This is a genomic window from Variovorax davisae, assembly GCF_030316845.1.
Lineage (GTDB): Bacteria > Pseudomonadota > Gammaproteobacteria > Burkholderiales > Burkholderiaceae_C > Variovorax > Variovorax davisae.
The window spans coordinates 549,574-572,006 of record NZ_JASZYS010000001.1 but is presented as its reverse complement, the minus strand read 5'-3'; the positions used below and the strand labels follow the sequence as shown (position 1 = coordinate 572,006).

18 protein-coding genes, 3 tRNA genes and 1 pseudogene are annotated in these 22,433 nt (G+C 67.9%); 9 read left to right on the top strand and 13 right to left on the bottom strand.

Annotation, left to right across the window (positions count from 1 at the left end; all coding sequences use genetic code 11):
- Positions 1–4: 4 nt before the first annotated feature.
- Positions 5–940 carry a LysR family transcriptional regulator gene (locus QTI33_RS02800; RefSeq protein WP_286504226.1) on the bottom strand — a complete coding sequence of 312 codons (936 nt, stop codon included), beginning with the start codon at positions 938–940 and terminating at the stop codon, positions 5–7.
- A 97-nt stretch (positions 941–1,037) separates the two neighbouring features.
- On the opposite strand from QTI33_RS02800, the gene ilvD reads away from it, so the two are divergent.
- Positions 1,038–2,732, top strand: coding sequence for a dihydroxy-acid dehydratase (ilvD, locus tag QTI33_RS02795; protein ID WP_286504225.1), 1,695 nt, complete (start codon positions 1,038–1,040; stop codon positions 2,730–2,732).
- Positions 2,733–2,860: 128 nt separating this feature from the next.
- Here the strand turns inward: ilvD and QTI33_RS02790 are convergent, their stop codons facing one another.
- Positions 2,861–3,115, bottom strand: a complete 255-nt coding sequence (locus QTI33_RS02790; protein WP_286504224.1) for a TIGR04438 family Trp-rich protein — start codon at positions 3,113–3,115, stop codon at positions 2,861–2,863.
- A gap of 105 nt (positions 3,116–3,220) precedes the next feature.
- Between QTI33_RS02790 and QTI33_RS02785 the strand changes: the two genes are divergently transcribed.
- On the top strand, positions 3,221–3,526 hold the full coding sequence (locus QTI33_RS02785; protein ID WP_286504223.1) for a c-type cytochrome: 306 nt from the start codon (positions 3,221–3,223) through the stop codon (positions 3,524–3,526).
- Between the two features lie 19 nt (positions 3,527–3,545).
- Here QTI33_RS02785 and QTI33_RS02780 read toward each other — a convergent pair whose 3' ends face one another.
- On the bottom strand, positions 3,546–4,052 hold the full coding sequence (locus tag QTI33_RS02780; RefSeq protein WP_286504222.1) for a LapA family protein: 507 nt from the start codon (positions 4,050–4,052) through the stop codon (positions 3,546–3,548).
- Positions 4,053–4,095: 43 nt separating this feature from the next.
- Positions 4,096–6,093: an acetate--CoA ligase gene (acs, locus tag QTI33_RS02775; RefSeq protein ID WP_286504221.1), complete on the bottom strand. Its 1,998-nt coding sequence runs from the start codon at positions 6,091–6,093 to the stop codon at positions 4,096–4,098.
- 165 nt (positions 6,094–6,258) lie between these two features.
- Here acs and QTI33_RS02770 point away from each other — a divergent pair, with 165 nt between their 5' ends.
- On the top strand, positions 6,259–6,876 hold the full coding sequence (locus tag QTI33_RS02770) for a YqhA family protein (protein WP_286504220.1): 618 nt from the start codon (positions 6,259–6,261) through the stop codon (positions 6,874–6,876).
- A gap of 18 nt (positions 6,877–6,894) precedes the next feature.
- Here the strand turns inward: QTI33_RS02770 and fumC are convergent, their stop codons facing one another.
- Positions 6,895–8,292: a class II fumarate hydratase gene (gene fumC / locus QTI33_RS02765; RefSeq protein ID WP_286504219.1), complete on the bottom strand. Its 1,398-nt coding sequence runs from the start codon at positions 8,290–8,292 to the stop codon at positions 6,895–6,897.
- Positions 8,293–8,753: 461 nt separating this feature from the next.
- Between fumC and proV the strand changes: the two genes are divergently transcribed.
- From proV to QTI33_RS02735, 6 genes and pseudogenes are all read left to right on the top strand, one after another.
- Positions 8,754–10,013 (top strand): glycine betaine/L-proline ABC transporter ATP-binding protein ProV, encoded by a 1,260-nt coding sequence (gene proV, locus QTI33_RS02760; RefSeq protein WP_286504218.1) that lies wholly within the window; start codon positions 8,754–8,756, stop codon positions 10,011–10,013.
- A 19-nt stretch (positions 10,014–10,032) separates the two neighbouring features.
- Positions 10,033–11,175, top strand: a pseudogene (gene proW, locus QTI33_RS02755) (glycine betaine/L-proline ABC transporter permease ProW); the annotation flags it as partial.
- Positions 11,176–11,181: 6 nt separating this feature from the next.
- The gene (gene proX, locus QTI33_RS02750; protein WP_444814805.1) at positions 11,182–12,171 is read left to right on the top strand and encodes a glycine betaine/L-proline ABC transporter substrate-binding protein ProX; all 990 of its coding nucleotides are present in this window, start codon (positions 11,182–11,184) and stop codon (positions 12,169–12,171) included.
- A 69-nt stretch (positions 12,172–12,240) separates the two neighbouring features.
- Complete coding sequence (locus tag QTI33_RS02745) at positions 12,241–13,791, top strand: fumarate hydratase (RefSeq protein ID WP_286504217.1); 1,551 nt, start codon at positions 12,241–12,243, stop codon at positions 13,789–13,791.
- Complete coding sequence (murI, locus tag QTI33_RS02740) at positions 13,788–14,600, top strand: glutamate racemase (RefSeq protein ID WP_286504216.1); 813 nt, start codon at positions 13,788–13,790, stop codon at positions 14,598–14,600. The genes QTI33_RS02745 and murI overlap by 4 nt, the downstream gene beginning before the upstream one ends.
- Positions 14,600–15,370: a PA3715 family protein gene (locus QTI33_RS02735; RefSeq protein ID WP_286504215.1), complete on the top strand. Its 771-nt coding sequence runs from the start codon at positions 14,600–14,602 to the stop codon at positions 15,368–15,370. Before murI ends, QTI33_RS02735 begins: the two co-directional genes overlap by 1 nt.
- A gap of 3 nt (positions 15,371–15,373) precedes the next feature.
- Here QTI33_RS02735 and QTI33_RS02730 read toward each other — a convergent pair whose 3' ends face one another.
- From QTI33_RS02730 to clpP, 8 genes are all read right to left on the bottom strand, one after another.
- On the bottom strand, positions 15,374–16,672 hold the full coding sequence (locus tag QTI33_RS02730; protein ID WP_286504214.1) for an MFS transporter: 1,299 nt from the start codon (positions 16,670–16,672) through the stop codon (positions 15,374–15,376).
- Between the two features lie 69 nt (positions 16,673–16,741).
- Complete coding sequence (locus QTI33_RS02725; protein WP_286504213.1) at positions 16,742–17,374, bottom strand: DUF6806 family protein; 633 nt, start codon at positions 17,372–17,374, stop codon at positions 16,742–16,744.
- A 22-nt stretch (positions 17,375–17,396) separates the two neighbouring features.
- Positions 17,397–17,489: transfer RNA gene (locus QTI33_RS02720), tRNA-Leu, on the bottom strand.
- 86 nt (positions 17,490–17,575) lie between these two features.
- Positions 17,576–17,649 (bottom strand) — tRNA-Cys (locus QTI33_RS02715).
- 54 nt (positions 17,650–17,703) lie between these two features.
- A tRNA-Gly gene (locus QTI33_RS02710) sits at positions 17,704–17,779 on the bottom strand.
- Positions 17,780–17,833: 54 nt separating this feature from the next.
- Positions 17,834–20,275, bottom strand: coding sequence for an endopeptidase La (gene lon / locus QTI33_RS02705; RefSeq protein WP_286504212.1), 2,442 nt, complete (start codon positions 20,273–20,275; stop codon positions 17,834–17,836).
- 119 nt (positions 20,276–20,394) lie between these two features.
- Entirely contained in the window at positions 20,395–21,660 is a 1,266-nt protein-coding gene (gene clpX, locus QTI33_RS02700; RefSeq protein ID WP_286504211.1) for an ATP-dependent Clp protease ATP-binding subunit ClpX, read from the bottom strand.
- Between the two features lie 140 nt (positions 21,661–21,800).
- Entirely contained in the window at positions 21,801–22,409 is a 609-nt protein-coding gene (clpP, locus tag QTI33_RS02695) for an ATP-dependent Clp endopeptidase proteolytic subunit ClpP (protein ID WP_286504210.1), read from the bottom strand.
- Between the last annotated feature and the right edge of the window lie 24 nt (positions 22,410–22,433).

Below are 22,433 nucleotides of genomic sequence, written 5' to 3'. Positions count from 1 at the left end.
GGCTTCAGCTGCCGGCCAACTGCGCGCGCACGAAGTCCACGAAGCGCTCCAGCGCCGGCTGCCCATCGCCTTCCAGCCAGACCAGGCTGGTCTCGCACAGCGGCGCGGCAGGCCGCTTCGGGCCGCGCCCGCCGGCGGGGTCCGGCGTCCGGTAGATCACGCCGGGGCGCCGGAACTGCATCACGCTTTCGGGCACCCAGGCCAGCCCCAGACCGGCCGAGACCAGGTTGACGATGGTCTGCATCTGGATCGCCTCCTGCGCCACCACCGGCAGCCGGCCCGCCGCGTGGTAGAGCCCGAACACCGCATCGTGCAGCGACGGCGCGATGCGGCGCGGAAAGATCACCAGCGGCTCGCCCAGCACCGCCTCCCAGGGCAGTTGGGGCGCGCTCGCCAGCGGATGGTGCTCGGGCAGCGCCAGCACCATCGGCTCGACCACCACCCGCAGATGGTGCAGGCCCGGCGGCGCGAAGCCCGGCGAATGCAGCATCAGGCCGGCGTCGATGGCGCTGCGCGCCAGGTCGCGCAGCTGCACGTCGCCCGTGGCCTCGACCAGTTCCAGCACCACCTGCGGGCTGTGTTCGCGGAACGCCCGCACCCAGCCCGGCAGCTGGTCGAAGCCGATGGTCGAAACGAAGGCGAGGCGCACCCGCCCGACCTCGCCGGCCGCCGCCGCGCGGGCCCGCGCCGGCAGCGCCTGGGCGCGCGCCAGCAGTTCGCGCACCTCGGGCAGCAGCGCCTCGCCGGCTGCGGTCAGCACCACCCGGCGCCGGGTGCGGTCGAAGAGCTGCACCTCCAGCGTCTTCTCGAGCTGCGCGATCGCCTGGGTGACGGGCGGCTGGGTCATGTGCAGGCGCAGCGCGGCGCGGCCGAAATGGAGCTCCTCGGCGACCGCCACGAACTGGCGCCAGGCCCGCAGGTCGATCAACGTTTCTTTCATATGCCGAGCATATCAATGACCCCATGAAATAGGATTGGAACCAATCAATCAATCGTCCGATACTTGGCGTCCCCCGATCACGAACGCGAGAACCCCGATGGACACGAAACCGATCCAGATCAACCGCCGCAGCGCCAACATCGTCGAAGGCAAGAGCCGGGCGCCGAACCGCTCGATGTTCTACGCCATGGGCTACCAGGAGGGCGACTTCAAGAAGCCGATGGTCGGCGTCGCCAACGGGCACAGCACCATCACCCCCTGCAACTCGGGCCTGCAGAAGCTGGCCGATGCCGCCATCGAAGGCATCGAGGAAGCCGGCGGCAACGCGCAGGTGTTCGGCACGCCCACCATCTCGGACGGCATGGCGATGGGCACCGAGGGCATGAAGTACTCGCTGGTCAGCCGCGAAGTGATCTCCGACTGCATCGAGACCTGCGTCGGCGGCCAGTGGATGGACGGCGTGCTGGTGGTCGGCGGCTGCGACAAGAACATGCCCGGCGGCCTGATGGGCATGCTGCGCGCCAACGTGCCGGCAATCTACGTCTACGGCGGCACCATCCTGCCGGGCCGGTACAAGGGCCAGGACCTGAACATCGTGAGCGTGTTCGAGGCGGTCGGCCAGAACGCCGCCGGCAACCTCAGCGACGAGGACCTGCGCGAGATCGAGATGCGCGCCATCCCCGGCACCGGCTCCTGTGGCGGCATGTACACGGCCAACACCATGAGCTCGGCCTTCGAGGCGCTGGGCATCTCGCTGCCCTACTCCTCGACCATGGCCAACCCGCACGACGAGAAGGCCAACTCGGCCAAGGAATCGGCCAAGGTGCTGATCGAGGCGATCAAGAAGGACATCAAGCCGCGTGACATCGTCACCAAGAAGGCGATCGAGAACGCGGTGGCCGTCATCATGGCCACCGGGGGCTCGACCAATGCGGTGCTGCATTTTCTGGCGATCGCCCATGCGGCCGGCGTGGACTGGTCGATCGACGACTTCGAGCGCATGCGCAAGAAGGTGCCGGTGCTGTGCGACCTGAAGCCCAGCGGCAAGTACCTGGCGGTCGACCTGCACCAGGCCGGCGGCATCCCGCAGGTCATGAAGGTGCTGCTCAACGCCGGCCTGCTGCACGGCGACTGCCTGACGATCAGCGGCCAGACCATCGCCGACGTGCTGAATGACGTGCCCGACCAGCCGCGCGCCGACCAGGACGTGATCCGCCCGATCGGCAACCCGATGTACGCCGAAGGCCACCTCGCGATCCTCAAGGGCAACCTGTCGCCCGAAGGCGCGGTGGCCAAGATCACCGGCCTCAAGAACCCGGTCATCACCGGCCCGGCGCGCGTCTTCGACGACGAGCAGTCGGCCCTGGCGGCGATCCTCGCGGGCAAGATCAAGGCCGGCGACGTGATGGTGCTGCGCTACCTGGGCCCCAAGGGCGGCCCGGGCATGCCCGAGATGCTGGCGCCGACCGGCGCGCTGATCGGCGCCGGCCTCGGCGAAAGCGTGGGCCTGATCACCGACGGCCGCTTCTCGGGCGGCACCTGGGGCATGGTGGTCGGCCACGTGGCGCCCGAAGCGGCGGCCGGCGGCACCATCGCCTTCGTCAACGAAGGCGACTCGATCACGATCGACGCCCATGAGCTGAAGCTCGAACTCAACGTGCCGGAAGCCGAGATCGCCAAGCGGCGCGAAGGCTGGAAGGCACCGGCGCCGCGCTACACGCGAGGGGTGCAGGCGAAGTTCGCCTTCAATGCCTCGAGCGCGAGCTCCGGCGCGGTGCTCGACAAGTACTGAGCTCGCCCCCAGGTTGCCCGGCACTGCGTGTCCGGGCGCCCACCCCCTACCGGGGGCAACCCCAGCGGCCCGGCAAAGCCGGTTCCGCGGTGTTTCTGGCGAAGAGCGCGTTGGAGGCGCCTGTCTCCTCAGCGCCGCTTGCGGTTGGAGCGGCTGGTGAGCATGCCGAGGTTGCTGCGCTGCCGGTCGATGCGGTCCTGGCGCCGCTGGTTCTCCTTCTCGACCACCTTGCGCTTGGTGTAGCCCGAGGCATCGGCCCAGGCCCACCAGGCGATCGCGAGCGCGAAGGGAATCAGCACCACCCACCAGCTCCAGGTGGCGACGGGGCCGATCTCGAGGAACTTGAGCGCCACACCCAGCAGGCCCAGCATCAGAAACCACATCGCGAACTTCTCCGTTGAGTCAGGGACACGACGCGCAAGGACGGTGCACCGCCCTGCCTACAATCGCGTTGATACAACTTTAACGCACCCACGCATCGGTCACCCATGAAAAAAGCGCTCCTGTTCGTTGCGGCCGGCCTGGCCTGCGCCGCGCCCGCCTTCGCCGACCTGGCGTTGGCGACGTCGAAGAACTGCATGAGCTGCCACGCGGTCGATCGCAAGGTGCTGGGCCCCTCGTTCAAGGACGTGGCCGCGAAATACAAGGACGACAAGGGCGCCGCCGACCTGCTGGCGACCAAGATCATGAAGGGCGGCGCGGGCGTCTGGGGTCCGGTGCCGATGCCGGCCAACAACCAGGTCAGCGAAGCCGACGCGAAGAAGCTCGCGGCCTGGGTGCTGTCGACCAAGTAGCCACGGGCCCCGCGCCGGCTCAGACCGCCGGCGGCATCGCGGCCGGCGTCGGTGCCGGGCGCCGCTCCAGGCGATCCTCGAGTTGCCCGATGTGCGCCGCGATGGTGTTCTCGGACTGGTCGGCGCGCTGCCGGGCCGCCGTCTCCACCTGTTCGATGCGCGCCAGCAAGGCCGCATGCCGCTCGGCATTGCGCGCCATGTGAACGTTTTCCTGGGTTTCGAGGAAGCTGCGCAGCTCGGTGAAGCGCGAGGCCTCGGCCTTGTCCGCGAGGTCGCGCTGGGCCTGCATTTCCTTGGTGTGGCGGCGCGTCTCCATCAGGATCGAGCTTTGCAGGTAGACCACGTAGGCCACGAAGAAGATGCCGAGCAGCGCCGTCAGGCCCAACATGATCAGGCCCAGCGGCGCAGTGACCTGCATGAAGCCGATCGAGATCAGGGTGGGCGTTGCGATCGTGCCCCAGTTCAACGCCGCCAGCGCTGCGATCAGCAGCACCACGATCAGCAAGACGGCAGTTCTCAAGCCCATTGTGTTTTTCCCTGAAGTTGATCCGCTGGCAGCGCCCCCCCGCTCAGTACGCCTGGCCCAGCTGTTCCAGAATGGCCGGATTCTCCAGCGTCGAGGTGTCCTGCGTGATGGCCTCGCCCTTGGCGAGGCTGCGCAGCAGGCGCCGCATGATCTTACCGCTGCGCGTCTTCGGAAGATTCTCCCCGAAGCGGATGTCTTTCGGCTTCGCGATCGGACCGATCTCCTTCGCCACCCAATTGCGCAGCTCGGTCGCGATCTTGCGCGCCTCCTCGTCGCTCGTCGGCCGTCCGCGCTTGAGCACCACGAAGGCGCAGACCGCCTCGCCCGTCACGTCGTCGGGCCGCCCCACCACGGCCGCCTCGGCCACCAGGTCGGTCTTGGCGACCAGCGCGGACTCGATCTCCATGGTGCCGAGCCGGTGGCCCGAGACGTTGAGCACGTCGTCGATGCGCCCCGTGATGCGGAAGTAGCCGCGGTCGGCGCTGCGCACCGCGCCGTCGCCCGCCAGGTAGATCGTGCCGCCCATCTCCTCGGGGAAATAGCTCTTCTTGAAGCGCTCGGGGTCGTTCCAGATGGTGCGGATCATCGAGGGCCAGGGCCGCTTGATGACCAGCATGCCGCCGGCGCCGTTGGGGATGTCCTTGCCGGTCTCGTCGACGATCGCGGCCATGATGCCGGGCAGCGGCAGCGTGCACGAGCCCGGCACCAGCGGCGTGGCGCCCGGCAGCGGCGTGATGACGTGGCCGCCGGTCTCGGTCTGCCAGAAGGTGTCGACGATCGGGCACTTCTCGGCGCCGATGTTCCGGTGGTACCACATCCAGGCCTCCGGATTGATCGGCTCGCCCACGGTGCCGAGGATGCGCAGCGACGACAGGTCCCAGTTCTTCGGGTGCACCTTCTCGTCGCTGTCGGCGGCCTTGATCAGCGAGCGGATCGCCGTCGGCGCGGTGTAGAAGATCGAGACCTTGTGCTTCTCGATCATCTGCCAGAAGCGCCCGGCGTGCGGGAAGGTCGGGATGCCTTCGAACACCACCTGGGTCGCGCCGGCGGCGAGCGGGCCGTAGGCGACGTAGGTGTGGCCGGTGATCCAGCCGATGTCGGCGGTGCACCAAAAGACGTCTTCGGGACGGATGTCGAAGGTCCAGTCCATCGTCAGCTTGGCCCACAGCAGGTAGCCGCCGGTGGCATGCTGCACGCCCTTGGGCTTGCCGGTCGAGCCCGAGGTGTAGAGGATGAACAGCGGATGCTCGGCGCCGACCGGCACCGGCGGGCATTCGCCCGACTGGCCTTTCAGTGCCTCGGCGAAGGTCTTGTCGCGTCCGGCGACCATGTTGCAGGCGGTGGCGGTGCGCTGGTAGACCAGCACGCTGCGGATCGATTCGCAGCCGCCGAGCGCGATGCCGTCGTCGACGATCGCCTTCAGCGGCAGTTCCTTGCCGCCGCGCAGCTGGTAGTTGGCCGTGATGACCGCCACCGCGCCGGCATCGATGATGCGCTCCTGCAGCGCCTTGGCCGAGAAGCCGCCGAAGACCACGCTGTGCGTGGCACCGATGCGGGCACAGGCCTGCATGGCGATCACGCCTTCGATGGTCATCGGCATGTAGATGATGACCCGGTCGCCCTTCTGGATGCCCTCGGCCTTGAGCGCGTTGGCGAACTGCGCGACCCGCGCCAGCAGTTCCTTGTAAGTGACCTGGGTCACGGTGCCGTCGTCGGCCTCGAAGATGATGGCGGTCTTGTTCTCGACCGGGGTGCCGATGTGCTTGTCGAGGCAGTTGGCCGAGGCGTTGAGCTCGCCGTCCTCGAACCACTTGTAGAAGGGCGCGTTCGACTCGTCGAGGGTGCGGGTGAAGGGCTTGGTCCATGCCACGTTGGCCTTCGCCTGGCGGGCCCAGAAGCCGTCGAAGTCGTCCGCGGCCTCCTTGCAGAGCGCGTCGTAGGCCGCCATGCTGGCGATGCGCGCCCCCTGGCTGGCCCGCGCGTCGGGCGGAAAGACACGGTTCTCGACCAGGACGGATTCGATCGTCGATGCGCTGCTCATTCTTGTCTCCTGTACCAAACGTGATGACGGGTCGTAATGTCGGATTCCGCACTTACGGACGACTGACGGGCCATGTTAACGACACGGGGCATTGCACCGCGCGGTCACGGGCCGCCCCTAGAATCGCCGTTTTACAGCTGTTCGCAAGTTCACCGAAACCTTTCGATGTCAAACGACGATCCTCTCCTTCCCCGGACCGGCAAGGTCTCGCCGCTGCGTCCGCTGCCCAACCTGATCTTCGCCAGCCGTTGGCTGCAGCTGCCGCTGTACCTCGGCCTGATCGTGGCGCAGGCCGTCTACGTGATGCATTTCCTGGTCGAGCTGACGCACCTGGTCGAGGCCGCATTCGGCAGCAAGGATGCGCTGGAGTCGCTGATCACGAGCATCGGCTACAAGACCGCGGCACCGGTCACGACGCTCAACGAGACCGTGATCATGCTGGTGGTGCTGGCGCTGATCGACGTCGTCATGATCTCCAACCTGCTGATCATGGTGATCGTCGGCGGCTACGAGACCTTCGTCAGCCGCATGAACCTCGAGGGCCATCGCGACCAGCCCGAATGGCTCAGCCACGTCAACGCCTCGGTGCTGAAGGTCAAGCTGGCGACCGCGATCATCGGCATCAGCTCGATCCACCTGCTCAAGACCTTCATCAACGCCGACAACTACACCGACCGGGTGCTGATCGCGCAGACCGCGATCCACATCACCTTCTTGCTGTCGGCGATGGCGATCGCCTACACCGACAAGCTGATGTACCGGGCGCCGGACGACGCGCACTGACGCGCGCCGCCGGCCGGGCTATCGCCCCGTCATGTTTTCCGGCACCACCCACTGGTCGAACTGCTCGGCCGTCAGGTGCCCCGAGGCGATCGCCGCCTCGCGCAGGCTGCTGCCTTCCTTGTGCGCCTTCTTGGCGATGAAGGCCGCCTTGTCGTAGCCGATGTGGGTGTTGAGCGCCGTCACCAGCATCAGCGAACGCTGGACCAGCTCGGTGATGCGCTCGCGGTTCGGCTCGATGCCGACCGCGCAATGGTCGTTGAAGCTCACCATGCCGTCAGCCAGCAGCCGCACGCTCTGCAGGAAGTTGTGGGCCACCATCGGGCGGAACACGTTGAGCTCGAAGTTGCCCGAGGCGCCGCCGATGTTGATCGCCACGTCGTTGCCGAACACCTGCGCCGCCAGCATCGTCACGGCCTCGCTCTGGGTCGGGTTGACCTTGCCCGGCATGATCGAGGAGCCCGGCTCGTTCTCCGGGATGCTCAGCTCGCCGATGCCGCTGCGCGGCCCGCTGGCCAGCCAGCGCACGTCGTTGGCGATCTTCATCAGGCTGGCGGCCAGGGTCTTGAGCGCCCCGTGCGCATGGACCAGCGCATCGACCGAGGCCATGGCCTCGAACTTGTTGGGCGCCGTGACGAACGGCAGGCCGGTGAGCTTCGCGAGCTCGGCCGCCACCTGCTCCGCATAGCCCTTGGGGGCGTTGAGGCCGGTGCCGACCGCGGTGCCGCCGAGCGCCAACTCGCACAGGTGCGGCAGCGAGGCCCGCACATGGGCCTCGCCGTGGGCCAGTTGGGCCGCATAGCCCGAGAACTCCTGGCCCAAGGTCAGCGGGGTCGCGTCCTGCAGGTGGGTGCGGCCGATCTTGACGATGTCGGCGAAGTCCTTCGACTTCTGGTCGAGCGTGCCGCGCAGCTTGGCGATCGCCGGCAGCAGCCGGTGCGTGATCGCCTCGACCGCCGCCACGTGCATCGCCGTCGGGAAGACGTCGTTCGACGACTGGCTGCGGTTGACGTCGTCGTTCGGGTGCACCCGCCGCCCTTCCCCGCGCTCGCCGCCCAGCAGCTCGCTGGCCCGGTTGGCCAGCACCTCGTTGACGTTCATGTTGGTCTGGGTGCCGGAGCCGGTCTGCCAGACCACCAGCGGGAATTCGTCCGGGTGCCGGTCGGCGATCACCTCGTCGGCGGCGGCCGCGATGGCCTGGGTCTTTGCCTCATCCTGCAGGCCCAGCGCATGGTTCACGACCGCCGAGGCGCGCTTGACCTGCGCCAGGGCGCGGATGATTTCGCGCGGCTGCCGTTCGCCGGAGATGTCGAAGTTCTGCAGCGAACGCTGGGTCTGGGCGCCCCACAGCTGGTCGGCCGGGACTTCGATCGGGCCGAATGTGTCGCGTTCGACACGGGTCTTGGAGGATGTCGTCATGGATGGCTCCGGAGTTCGGATGGGAGGGTACGCCCGGCGGACCGGGATCTGCACCGAGTATCGTCGCAAACAAGAATGGCTCTCATTTGCCTGCCTCCGCCTTGACAACCGTCATACCGGAAAGTTATAATCCAACCTCTCAGACGATCAACAAGTCATGTTGATTGCCCTGCACTACTCGCGGATCCCGAATCCCGTCGCGGTGCAGGTTCTCGCCGCCGGGTCCCGCGCCCGGCAAATCGGCCGGAACGTTCCGGCCCCACTGCCACGTCTCGCTCATCCAGGCGGCGCCCCTCGACCAGGCCCGCTGCCCTGCGAATGAAGCCTCCGGCGGGCACTGGTTCGTCGCCAAGTCGTCTTCAGTGCCTGTCGGCAGCCCTCGGGGCTTGCCGGACCGCCGCCTGCGCGTCCGGGCGGCCCGATCGGCCGACGGCGTGGCCTGCACGAAAGGAGCCCGGCCCATGGCCAAAGCAATTCTGATCGACCACGTCTTCAAGGTCTTCGGCGACGCGCCGCAACAGGCCCTGGACCTGGTCCACCAAGGCTTTTCCAAGAAAGAGATCCTGGCGCGCACCGGCCAGTCGATCGGCGTGTTCGACGCCACCTTCGAGATCCAGGCCGGCGAGATCTTCGTCATCATGGGCCTCTCGGGCTCCGGCAAGTCGACGCTGGTGCGCCTGCTCAACCGGCTGATCGAGCCGACCGCCGGGCGCATCGTGATCGATGGCGCCGACATCAACCAGCATTCGGATGCCAGGCTGCGGGCGCTGCGCCGCAAGGACATCAGCATGGTGTTCCAGTCCTTCGCGCTGATGCCGCACATGACGGTGCGCGAGAACACCGCCTTCGGGCTGGAACTGGCCGGCGCCGGCAGGAAGCAGCGGCTCGAACAGGCCGACCAGGCGCTGGCCCAGGTGGGCCTGGCCGGCTGGGGCGACAGCTACCCCGACGAACTCTCCGGCGGCATGCAGCAGCGCGTCGGGCTGGCGCGCGCGCTGGCCGCCGATCCGTCGATCCTGCTGATGGACGAGGCATTCTCGGCGCTCGACCCGATCATCCGCACCGAGATGCAGTCCGAGTTGCTGAGGCTGCAGCAGCAGCAGCGCCGCACCATCGTCTTCATCTCGCACGACCTCGACGAGGCGATGCGCATCGGCGACCGCATCGCGATCATGAAGGACGGCCAGGTGATCCAGGTCGGCACGCCCGACGAGATCCTGCGCAGTCCGGCCGACGACTACGTGCGCAGCTTCGTGCGCGGCGTCGATGCCGCGGCGGTCTTCAAGGCCGCGGACATCGCCCGCCAGTCGCTGACCGTGGTCTGCGAGCACAGCGACCGGGGCGCCCGCGCCGCGCTGAAGACGATCGAGGACCAGGACCGCGAGTTCGCCTACGTCGTCAGCCCGACCCGGCGCTACCTGGGCACGGTCTCGGCCGACACGCTGCGCGCGGCGCTCGACGGCCATTCGGGCCCGCTCGGCCTGCAGCACGCGTTCGTGGACGGGCTGGCGCCGATCGCCGCCGACGCGCCGGTGGCCGGTTTGTTCGGCCAGGTGGCGCAGGCGCCCTGCGCCGTGCCGGTGGTGGCCGGCGACGGCCGCTTCTGCGGCGCGATCAGCAAGACCACCTTGCTGAAGTTCCTCGACCGCGACACGCCGCCGATCGAGGCCGCGGCCACCCGGCCGGCTGCCCGCACGCCCGAAACCGCCGCAGCGCACTGACTTTGCGAAGGACCCCTTGATGAACGACACCGCACTGCCTTCCGAACTGGCCACCTTGAACGATCCCGTGACGGCGCTGCCCCCGCCCACGGCCGGCGACCCCTGGGCCGCCCTGTCCGCCCCCCCAGACACGGCGTCGGCCAGCGCCTGGCTCGACGCGCCCGTCGACAGCGCCCGGCAATTGGCCGGCTCGGCCGACCCCGCGGCGACCGGCTTCCAGCTGCACCGCCTCTGGGACGGCTCCCTGCCCGTCGAGTCCTGGATCAACCAGGGGCTCGGCTGGGTGGTCGAGCACTTCCGCCCCTTCTTCCAGACCGTGCGGCTGCCGATCGACGGCACGCTGACCCGGGTCGAGGGCCTGCTCAACGGCCTGCCGCCGCTGGCCATGATCGCGCTGATCGGCCTGCTGGCCTGGCAGTTCGCCGGCCGCAAGCTGGCCGTCGGGACCGCGGTGTCGCTGCTGTTGGTGGCGCTGCTGGGCATCTGGTCCGAGGCCATGGTCACGCTCTCGCTGGTGCTGACCTCGCTGGTCTTCTGCCTGGCGCTCGGCCTGCCGCTTGGCGTGCTGCTGGCCAGCAGCGACCGGGCCCAGCGCCTGATGCGCCCGGTGCTCGATGCGATGCAGACCACGCCCGCCTTCGTCTACCTGGTGCCGGTGGTGATGCTGTTCGGCATCGGCAACGTGCCGGGCGTGATCGTGACCATCATCTTCGCGCTGGCGCCGCTGGTGCGCCTGACCAACCTGGGCCTGCGCCAGGTGCGGCCCGACCTGGTCGAGGCGGCCCGCGCCTACGGCGCATCGCCCTGGCAGATGCTGCTCAAGGTCAAGCTGCCGCTGGCGATGCCCTCGATCATGGCGGGCATCAACCAGGCGCTGATGCTGTCGCTGTCGATGGTGGTGATCGCCTCGATGATCGCGGTCGGCGGCCTCGGCCAGATGGTGCTGCGCGGCATCGGCCGGCTGGACATGGGCCTGGCGACCGTCGGCGGCCTGGGCATCGTGCTGCTGGCGATCTCGCTCGACCGCCTGACGCAGGCCATGGGCCGCTCGCGCCGCAGCGCCGGGCGCCGCTGGTGGCACACCGGACCGGCCGGCCTCGCGCTGCGCCTGCTGCACCGCCTGGTGCGCCCGTCGCCCGGCGCGCGAGAGCCCGCCGCCGCGCACGGGCTGCTGGCCACGGCCCTGCTCGCGCTCGTCCTGGGCCTCGGCCTTGCCCCCCGGGCCGATGCGGGCGCGCTGCCGGGCCAGGGCGTCAGCGTGCAGCCGCTCAAGAGCTCGCTCGCCGAAGAGGCCTTCCAGACGCTGCTGGTGTCCCGGGCGCTGGAGCGGCTCGGCTACGACGTGCAGCCGATGAAGGACCTGGAGCCAGCCACCGAGCACCTGGCGATCGCCAACGGCGACGCCACCTTCATGGCCAGCCACTGGAACCTGCTGCACGCCGACTTCTACAAGAACAGCGGCGGCGACGCCAAGCTGTGGCGCCGCGGGGTCTACGCCGACGGCGCGGTCCAGGGCTACCTGATCGACAAGAAGACGGCCGACCAGTACGACATCACCAACATCGCGCAGCTGAAGGACCCCGCGATCGCCAAGCTGTTCGACACCGACGGCGACGGCAAGGCCGACCTCACCGGCTGCAACCCGGGCTGGGGCTGCGAAGGGGCGATCGAGAACCACCTCGCGGCCTACCAGCTGCGCGACCGCGTGACCCACAAGCAGGGCAGCTATGCCGCGCTGATGGCCGACACCATCGCCCGCTACAAGCAGGGCCGGCCGGTCCTCTACTACACCTGGACGCCCTATTGGGTCAGCGCCGTGCTGCGCCCGGGCACCGACGTGGTCTGGCTGCAGGTGCCGTTCTCGTCCTCGCCGGGCGGCAACGCCGATACCGCGCTGGCCAACGGCAGGAACTACGGCTTCCAGGCCAACCAGGAGCAGATCGTGGCGAACCGGGCCTTCGTCGAGAAGAATCCGGCCGCCGGCAAGCTGTTCGAGCTCATGCAGCTGCCGATCGCCGACATCAATGCGCAGAACCTGCGCATGAGCCAGGGCGCCGGCTCGCAGCGCGACATCGAGCGCCACGTCGACGGCTGGATCCGGGTTCACCGGCAACTGTTCGACGGCTGGATCGCGCAGGCGCTGGCCGCCGCGAGCTAGGCCCGGCGCGGGTTTTTTCGGGCTGAGATAATCGCGGGGCGTCCCCCACTCACGAGAATCTCCCCCACCATGACCACCATTCAGCAAGCCGACCTGATCGAGTCGGTTTCCGCCGCGCTGCAATACATCAGCTACTACCACCCGGCCGACTACATCGCCCACCTGGCCCGCGCCTACGAGCGCGAGCAGAGCCCGGCGGCCAAGGACGCGATGGCGCAGATCCTGACCAACAGCAAGATGAGCGCGACCGGCCACCGGCCGATCTGCCAGGACACCGGCATCGTCAACGTCTTCCTCAAGGTCGGCATGGACGTGCGCTGGGGCGGCTTCACCGGCAGCCTCGACGACGCCATCAACGAAGGCGTGCGCCGCGGCTACAACCACCCGGACAACACGCTGCGCGCCTCGGTCGTGGCCGACCCGCAGTTCGACCGCAAGAACACCAAGGACAACACGCCGGCCGTGATCTTCACCGAGATCGTGCCCGGCAACACGGTCGAGGTCACGGTCGCGGCCAAGGGCGGCGGCAGCGAGAACAAGAGCAAGCTGGCGATGCTCAACCCCGGCGACAGCATCGTCGACTGGGTGCTCAAGACCGTGCCGACCATGGGCGCCGGCTGGTGCCCGCCCGGCATGCTCGGCATCGGCATCGGCGGCACCGCCGAGAAGGCCGCGCTGATGGCCAAGCAAAGCCTCATGGACGATCTCGACATGCACGAGCTGCAGGCCAAGAAGGCCTCCGGCGCCGAGCTGAGCAAGGTCGAGGCGCTGCGCATCGAGCTGTACGAGAAGGTCAATGCGCTGGGCATCGGCGCCCAGGGCCTCGGCGGCCTGGCGACCGTGCTCGACGTCAAGATCCAGATGTACCCCACGCACGCCGCCAGCAAGCCGGTGGCCATGATCCCGAACTGCGCCGCCACCCGCCACGCCCACTTCGTGCTCGACGGTTCGGGCCCGGTCTACCTCGAGGCGCCCTCGCTCGACCTGTGGCCGAAGATCGACTGGGCGCCCGACTACAACAAGAGCAAGCGGGTCGACCTCGACAAGCTGACGCCGGCCGAGGTCGCCAGCTGGAAGCCCGGCGAGACCCTGCTGCTCAACGGCAGGATGCTGACCGGCCGCGACGCCGCCCACAAGCGCATCTCCGACATGCTGGCCAAGGGCGAGAAGCTGCCGGTGGACTTCACCAACCGCGTGATCTATTACGTCGGCCCGGTCGACCCGGTCGGCAACGAAGCGGTCGGTCCGGCCGGCCCGACCACCGCCACCCGCATGGACGGCTTCACCGAGATGATGCTGGCCCAGACCGGCCTGATCGCGATGATCGGCAAGGCCGAGCGCGGCCCGGTCGCGATCGAGGCCATCAAGAAGCACCAGAGCGCCTACCTGATGGCGGTGGGCGGCGCCGCCTACCTGGTGAGCAAGGCGATCAAGACCGCCAAGGTGGTCGGCTTCGCCGACCTCGGCATGGAAGCCATCTACGAGTTCGACGTGGTCGACATGCCGGTGACGGTGGCGGTCGACGCCGGCGGCACCAGCGCCCACATCACCGGCCCGGCCGAGTGGCAGAAGCGCATCGCCAGCGGCGAATTCAAGACCATCACGCTGGAACCGGCTTGAGCCTGGCGCCCGTCGACGGTTCTTCGCGCGCCGATGATCCGATCGGCGTGTTCGACAGCGGCGTCGGGGGCCTGAGCGTCCTCAACGCGCTGCGCGAGGCGCTGCCGCACGAGCGCTTCGTCTACTTCGCCGACACCGGCCATGCCCCGTACGGCGAGCGCGGCGACGCCTTCGTCGCCGCGCGCAGCGACACGGTCGCCCGCGAGCTCATCGAAGCGCATCGGATCAAGGCCCTGGTGGTGGCCTGCAACACCGCCACCGCGGCCGCCATCCACCTCTTGAGGGCCGGCCACCCGGCGCTGCCGATGGTCGGCGTCGAGCCGGCGCTGAAGCCGGCCGTGGCGCTGAGCCGCACCGGGCGCATCGCGGTGCTGGCGACCCGCGTCACGGTCGAGAGCGCCAAGTTCCGGGCCCTGCATGACGCGCTCGCCGCACAGGCCAGCTTCAGCATCGTGCCCTGCGACGGACTGGCCGGTGCCATCGAGCGCGCCGACGAGGCCCGCATCGCGGCACTCTGCGCGCAGTACCTGGCGGCCGCCGGACGCTTCGGCAGCGGCGCCGGCGAACTTGACACCTTGGTGCTGGGCTGCACCCACTACCCCTTCATCGCCGACCAACTGCGCCGCCACACAGGCGACGCGGTGCGCTTCATCGACACCGGCGCGCCCGTGGCGCAGCAGACGCGGCGGCTGCTGCAGCTGGCCGGCACCTTGCGCACCGGGGGCCGAGGCGAACTCCGGCTGCTCGGCAGCGGCGCCCCCGGCTCCCTGGACGCCGCGGCCGCCCGCTGGCTCACGGCGCTCGCCTGATGCCCCGCCTGCGCCGCGCCCTGTTCGCCGCCTGGCTGCTGGTCGGCTGCGGCATCGCCGCCCACGCCGCCTGCGACACCGGGCTGGCCGAACGCATGCACGCCAAGCTGCACCCCAAGCGCACGCTCGACCACGAGCGTGCCGTGTGCGAGCCCTGGCGCGGCCTGCCGGGCCGCTTCATCGTCGTGCTGCCGCTGCCGCGCCCGTCGACCGAGCCGGGCACGACGCAGTTCGATCTCGACGTGCTGGTGGTGCAGCAGGCCGACAACGGCAACACCGAGCGCGCAAGAATCGTGAGCCGGCTGTTCGAGGAAGACGTGCTGGCCGAGGACGCGGTTCGCATCAGCGAGATCCGGGTCGACGGCACACGCTATGCGCTGGCGCCCGATGCCCGCGCCTTCGGCCTGCGGATCCTGCGCCAGGGCTCTTCGCGGGCCAATCCCTATTCGAACGAGAGCCTGGCGCTCTACGTGCCCCAGGGCCCCAAGCTCGCGAAGGTGCTCGACGGACTCGAGCTCACGCTGGAACAGGGCGAGTGGGACACCAACTGCACCGGCAGCTTCGAGACCGTGCGCGGCAGCCTTTCCGTGGCCCGCAGCGCCACCGACGGCTACGCCGATCTGGTCCTGCGCCAGGCCCGCTCCGAAAGCCGATCGAGCCCGCTCGGCGACGAATGCGTGAGCCAGGAGCAGCGCCAGACCTTCAAGTCGCGCCTGCTGCGCTACGACGGCACGCGCTACCGGCTGTCGAAGGGCGCCGCGGCCGACTGAGGCTCAGGCGCGCAGCGCCGCCGCGCGTCCGCGCCGCATGTCGATCGGCAGCAGCAACAGCAGGCCGCCGACGAACAGCACCGTGGTCGAAAGGATCGCGATCCGCTGGTTGCCGCCGGTGGCCCAGGTGATCGCGCCGTAGCTCAAGGGGCCGACGATGCTGGCCAGCCGGGTGGCGAAGGTCCAGAGGCCGAAGAATTCGGCCAGCTGCCGCGGCGGCGCAAGAATGCCGGTCATGGCGCGCCCCGCCGACTGGCTGGAGCCCATCGCCAGCCCGGCGATCGTGGCGGCCCACCAGAAGCCGCCCTTGGTGCTGACCGAGGCCGCGATCAGGCAGACCGCGATCCAGGCCACCAGCGCGCCCGCGAGCGAGCGCCGGTGGCCGATCCGGTCCTGCAGGTAGCCGAACCCGAAGGCGCCGAGCGCGGCCGCGATGTTGAGCACAAAGATCAGCACCATCGTCTCGCTGGGCACGAAGCCGATCACCTGCTCGGCGTAGATCGCCGCCAGCGTGATCGCCACCGCAACGCCGCCCTGGTAGCAGACGGTGCAGGCCAGCAGCCACATGAAGTCGCGGTAGGCGCGGGCTTCACGGAAGGTGTCGCGCAGCTGCTGCCAGGCGCCTTGTTCGGCGCCGCGCTGCTGCGGCACGGCCCGCTCGGGCAGCAGCGCGAACGTGACGCAGGCGGCCGCGCCATAGAGCGCGGCCGTGATCAGCATCGTGACCGGCACGAAGTGCGAAGCCGGCAGGCCCCGGGCCTGGGACCAGAGCACGTAGGCCAGGCACAGGCCGAGGGCCAGCATGCCGCCGAGGTAGCCGAAGCCCCAGCCCCAGCCGCTCACCTTGCCCATGCCGTCGGCCGTGGCCAGCTCCGGCAGGAAGGCTCCAGTGAGCGACTCGCCGTAGGAATAGAAGGTGTTGGAGACGACCACCAGCGCCATCGCCAGCGCCACCGCGTAAGGCCCGGCCAGGCGCGGCGTCAGCGCCAGCGCCGCGGTGCCGGCCACGCAGGCGATGGTCACGATGACCAGCACCCGCTTCTTGGCCGCGCGCAGGTCGGCCCAGGCGCCGATCGCCGGCATCGTGAGCATCACGATCGCGTAGGAAATGCTCAGCGCCGCGGTCCAGGCGAAGGCCCCCCAGGGCGCGCCCTTGGCGATGCCGCCGACGAAGTAGGCGGCGAACACCGCGGTGATGACCACCGTGGTGTAGCCCGAATTGGCGAAGTCGTACATCGCCCATCCGAACACCTCGCGCTTGCGCACGCCGGGTTGGAGGGCGGACTGGGGAAACAGGGCCAAGCGAGAACTCCGCGACACGATGGTCGCAGAGCATAGCGGAGCGGCGTGGCCGGCCCGTGACCCGAGACGCTAGTGGAGGTGGCGCGGACGGCGGCCGCCGCCGTGGCCGCCGCTGCCGGCGCCCCCGGTGCCGCCGCGCGGGCGCTTGCCGATCTCGAGCGAATTGACCAGCGCGTCGAAGCGCTCGCCGAAGAGCTTGTCGATCTCGGCCACCACGCCGCCGAGTTCCGCGCCGTCGAAGTGGCGCTCCATGAGGTTGACCACGTCTTCCACCAGCAGGTCGCGCTGCACCTGCATGATGGCGGCCGGGTTCGGGCCGACGAACAGCATCAGGAAATCGTCGCGCGATTCTTCGTCGGGGTCGCCCTCTTCCTCGTCGAAGTCGGTGTCGTAGAAGGTGACCTCGAGCGCGGCGCCCTGCTCGGACAGCTCGTTGAGCGCCATGCACATCTCGTCGAGCGCCTGGCGGAAGTCTTCGTCGCCGGCCACGGTCCAGCAGATCTGGAGCATGTGCTCCTTCTGCTCGAAGCGGATGCCCGGCTCTTCCTCGTAGACGCTGGTGGCGCCATCGGCCAGCGACTTGGCGCCGGCGTATTTCCAGAGCGGCGCGAGCGCTTCCTGGATCTGCTCGAAGCTCACGTCGGAACGCAGCGGCACGTCGCCGTGCACATGGATTTCGAACGGAGCGTTGTAGCGAGGCATGTCTTGCTCCCTTGTAGTGTGGTGGTGCCCGGAACCGGGGTCGAACCGGTATGCCCCTTGTTCAGGAAGCGGCGGATTTTAAGTCCGATGTGTCTACCAATTTCACCATCCGGGCTTCCGGTCGAACGACGACGATACCGCAAACGAACACAGCCCCGGCAACGTGGGTTGGCGGGGCTGCACTTTCGGTACCGATGTCGGTGGAGGCGCGACCCGGAGTCGAACCGGGCTAGACGGATTTGCAATCCGTTGCATAACCGCTTTGCTATCGCGCCAGCAATCTTCTCGTTGCGCAAAAAAGGGAAGCAGATGCTTCCCTTTTTCAAAACTGGAGCGGGAAAAGAGTCTCGAACTCTCGACCTCAACCTTGGCAAGGTTGCGCTCTACCAACTGAGCTATTCCCGCGTTTCGAGCCTCGAATTATATAGTATTTTTTCGAGCTCTCGCAAGCCTCGCGGCTCAATGCTTCACGGATCCTTCGGCCGGTGCCGCGGCGCGCTGCTTGGCCAGTTCGGCCACCGCAGCCGCCGATGCCGCGACCTCTTCGTCGGACAACGGCGTCGGCATCTTCTCGAGCGCGATCTCCAGCACCTTGTCGATCCACTTCACGGGCACGATCTCGAGGCCGTTCTTCACGTTCTCGGGAATGTCCTGCAGGTCCTTGGCGTTCTCCTCGGGGATCAGCACGGTCTTGATGCCGCCGCGCAGGGCGGCCAGCAGCTTTTCCTTCAGGCCGCCGATCGCCGTGACCTCGCCGCGCAGCGTGATCTCGCCGGTCATGGCGACGTCGCCGCGCACCGGGATGCCGGTCAGCGCCGACACGAAGGCGGTGGTCATCGCGGCGCCCGCGCTCGGGCCGTCCTTGGGCGTCGCGCCGTCGGGCACGTGGATGTGGATGTCGCGCTTCTCGAACACCTCGTCCTTGATGCCGAGCCGGCGGGCCCGGCTGCGCACCACGGTGCGCGCCGCTTCCACCGATTCCTTCATGACGTCGCCGAGCGAGCCGGTGCGGCTGATCACGCCCTTGCCGGGCATGGTCACCGCCTCGATGGTCAGCAGGTCGCCGCCGACCTCGGTCCAGGCGAGGCCGACCACCTGGCCGACCTGGTTCTGCTTCTCGGCCAGGCCGAAGCTGTACTTGCGCACGCCCAGGAAGTCGTTGAGGTTGGCGCCGGTGACCAGCACCTTCGGTTCCATCTTCTTGAGCAGCAGGCCCTTGACCACCTTGCGGCAGATCTTCGACAGCTCGCGTTCGAGCGAACGCACGCCGGCCTCGCGGGTGTAGTAGCGCACGATGTCGCGCACCGCTTCCTCGTTGATCAGCAGCTCGTCTTCCTTCACGCCGTTGTTCTTCATCTGCTTGGGCAGCAGGTACTTCAGCGCGATGTGGGTCTTCTCGTCCTCGGTGTAGCCCGCCAGGCGGATCACTTCCATCCGGTCCAGCAGCGCCGGCGGGATGTTCATCGAGTTCGAGGTGGCGACGAACATCACGTCGGAGAGGTCGAAGTCGACCTCGACGTAGTGGTCGCCGAAGGTGTGGTTCTGCTCGGGGTCGAGCACTTCGAGCAGCGCGCTCGACGGGTCGCCGCGGAAGTCGGTGCCCAGCTTGTCGATCTCGTCGAGCAGGAACAGCGGATTGCGCGTGCCGACCTTGTTGAGGCTCTGCAGCACCTTGCCCGGCAGCGCGCCGATGTAGGTGCGGCGGTGGCCGCGGATCTCGGCCTCGTCACGCATGCCGCCCAGCGCCATGCGGGTGTACTTGCGGCCGGTCGCCTTGGCGATCGACTGCCCGAGCGAGGTCTTGCCGACCCCCGGAGGGCCGACCAGGCACAGGATCGGCGCCTTCACCTTGTCGACGCGCTGCTGCACCGCGAGATATTCCAGGATGCGGTCCTTGACCTTCTCCAGCCCGTAGTGGTCCTCGTTGAGCACCGCCTCGGCGTTCGCGAGGTCGTGCTTGATCTTGGTCTTCTTGCTCCAGGGCAGGCCGATCAGCACGTCGATGTAGTTGCGCACCACCGTGGCCTCGGCCGACATCGGCGACATCAGCTTGAGCTTCTTGAGTTCGCTCTCGGCCTTCTTGAGCGCTTCCTTGGGCATCTTGGCGAGCTTGATCTTCTTCTCGATCTCCTCGATGTCCGCGCCCTCCTCGCCTTCGCCGAGCTCCTTCTGGATCGCCTTGACCTGCTCGTTGAGATAGAAGTCGCGCTGGTTCTTCTCCATCTGGCGCTTCACGCGGCCGCGGATCTTCTTGTCGACGTTGAGGATGTCGACTTCGCGCTCGAGCTGGCCGAACAGGTTCTCGAGCCGGGCCTTGATGTCGTCGAGGTCGAGCACCGCCTGCTTGTTGTCGAGCTTGAGCGGCAGGTGGGCGGCGATGGTGTCGGCCAGCCGGCCCGGATCGTCGATGCTCGAGATCGAGGTCAGGATTTCGGGCGGGATCTTCTTGTTGAGCTTGACGTACTGGTCGAATTGCTGCATCACGGCCCGGCGCAGCGCCTCGATCTCGGTGCCCTTCTGGGTCGCGGCCTCGGCCACTTCGACCGGGGTCACGTTGGCCGAGAAATGGGTCTCGCCGTCGTCGATGCGGTTCACGCGGGCGCGCTGCTGGCCCTCGACCAGCACCTTCACCGTGCCGTCGGGCAGCTTGAGCATCTGCAGGATGGTCGAGATGCAGCCGACCTCGAACATGTCCTCGACCGAGGGCTCGTCCTTGGCGGCGGCCTTCTGCGCCACCAGCATGATGCGGCGCTCGGCCTCCATCGCCAGCTCGAGCGCCTTGATGCTCTTGGGCCGGCCGACGAACAGCGGGATGACCATGTGGGGGAACACGACCACGTCGCGCAGCGGCAGCAGCGGCAGGTCGAGCTCGGTGGCAGGCAGGGGGGTATGACCGGACATGGGAATCCTTTACTTGATCATGGAGAGATGGTTGGCCGCGCGCACTTTTCAAGTGCGCGGGCACGGTCTTCGTCGAAGACGCCGGACGCCTGGCAGGAAGGGGACGTCCGGTGCTGCATTCAGGCCTTCTTGGCCGCCTCGCGGTAGACCAGCAGCGGCGGCTTGTTCTCGTCGATCGTGGACTCTTCGACCACCACCTTGTCGACGTTGGTCGCGTTCGGCAGCTCGAACATGGTGTCGATCAGCGACTGCTCGAGGATCGAGCGCAGGCCGCGGGCGCCGGTCTTGCGGGCCAGCGCCTTGCGGGCGATCGCCTTCAGCGCCGCCGGGCGGATCTCGAGGTCGACACCCTCCATCTGCAGCAGCTTGGTGAACTGCTTGACGACGGCGTTCTTGGGCTCGGTCAGGATCTGCACCAGCGCGTCTTCGCTGAGCTCGGCCAGCGAGGCGACGACCGGCATCCGGCCGACCAGTTCGGGAATCAGCCCGAACTTGATCAGGTCCTCGGGCTCGACCTCGCGGAACACCTCGGTGATGCTGCGTTGCTGCTTGCTCTTGACCGAGGCGCCGAAGCCGATGCCCGAGGCCTCGGTGCGGTTCTCGATGACCTTTTCGAGGCCGGCGAAGGCGCCGCCGCAGATGAACAGGATGTTGGTCGTGTCGATCTGCAGGAAATCCTGGTTCGGGTGCTTGCGCCCGCCCTGCGGCGGCACGCTGGCCATGGTGCCTTCGATCAGCTTCAGCAGCGCCTGCTGCACGCCCTCGCCCGAGACGTCGCGGGTGATCGAGGGGTTGTCCGACTTGCGCGAGATCTTGTCGATCTCGTCGATGTAGACGATGCCGCGCTGGGCCCGCTCGACCTCGTAGTTGCAGCTCTGCAGCAGCTTCTGGATGATGTTCTCGACGTCCTCGCCGACGTAGCCGGCCTCGGTCAGCGTGGTGGCATCGGCCATCACGAAGGGGACGTCGAGCATCCGCGCGAGCGTCTGCGCGAGCAAGGTCTTGCCCGATCCGGTCGGGCCGATCAGCAGGATGTTGCTCTTGCTGAGCTCGACGTCGTCGCCCTTGGACTTTTCCTTGTGGCGCAGCCGCTTGTAGTGGTTGTAGACCGCCACCGAGAGCATCCGCTTGGCCGGCTCCTGGCCGATCACGTAGTTGTCGAGGTTGGCCTTGATCTCCAGCGGCGTCGGCAGGTCGTTGCGGGCCTCGCGCGACTCCTCACCCGCGGGCAGTTCGTCGCGGATGATCTCGTTGCAGAGGTCGATGCACTCGTCGCAGATGAACACCGACGGACCGGCGATCAGCTTCTTGACCTCGTGCTGACTCTTCCCGCAGAACGAGCAGTAAAGCGTTTTTTCGCTGGAGGAGCCTTTTTTCTCGGCCATGGGCAGATGCCTCGTAACAGGGGTTTAACAATGATAGCGAAGATGAAAGCCCACAAGCCCGTCGGTGACCTGAAGAAAAACGGCGCTTTCCCCTATGGAAAACGCCGTTGTTGCTCGCGCGCCTCAGCGCGGGGGCTTTTTCAGCTGCGCTTGGCAATGACCTGGTCGATCAGGCCGTATTCCTTGGACTCGTCGGCCGTCAGGAAGTAGTCGCGCTCGGTGTCGCGGGCGATCTTCTCGAACGACTGGCCGGTGCGGTCGGCCAGGATGCGGTTCATCTGCTCGCGGGTCTTGAGGATGTCGCGGGCATGGATTTCGATGTCCGTGGCCTGGCCGCGGGCGCCGCCGAGCACCTGGTGGATCATGATCTTGGAGTTGGGCAGCGAGAAACGCTTGCCCTTCTCGCCGGCCGCCAGCAGGAAGGCGCCCATGCTGGCCGCGAAGCCGATGCACAGGGTGGAGACGTCGGGCTTGATGAACTGCATGGTGTCGTAGATCGCCATGCCGGCGCTGACGCTGCCGCCCGGGGAGTTGATGTAGAACGAGATGTCCTTGTCCGGGTTCTCGCTCTCGAGGAACAGCAGCTGCGCCACCACCAGGTTGGCGGTCTGGTCGTTGACTTCGCCGACCAGGAAGATCACGCGCTCCTTGAGCAGGCGCGAATAGATGTCGTAGGAACGCTCGCCGCGGCCCGATTGCTCGATGACCATCGGAACCATGCCGAGGCCTTGAATGTCCTGTGCGCTCATGTGTGCTCTCCAGAGGGGTTTTGT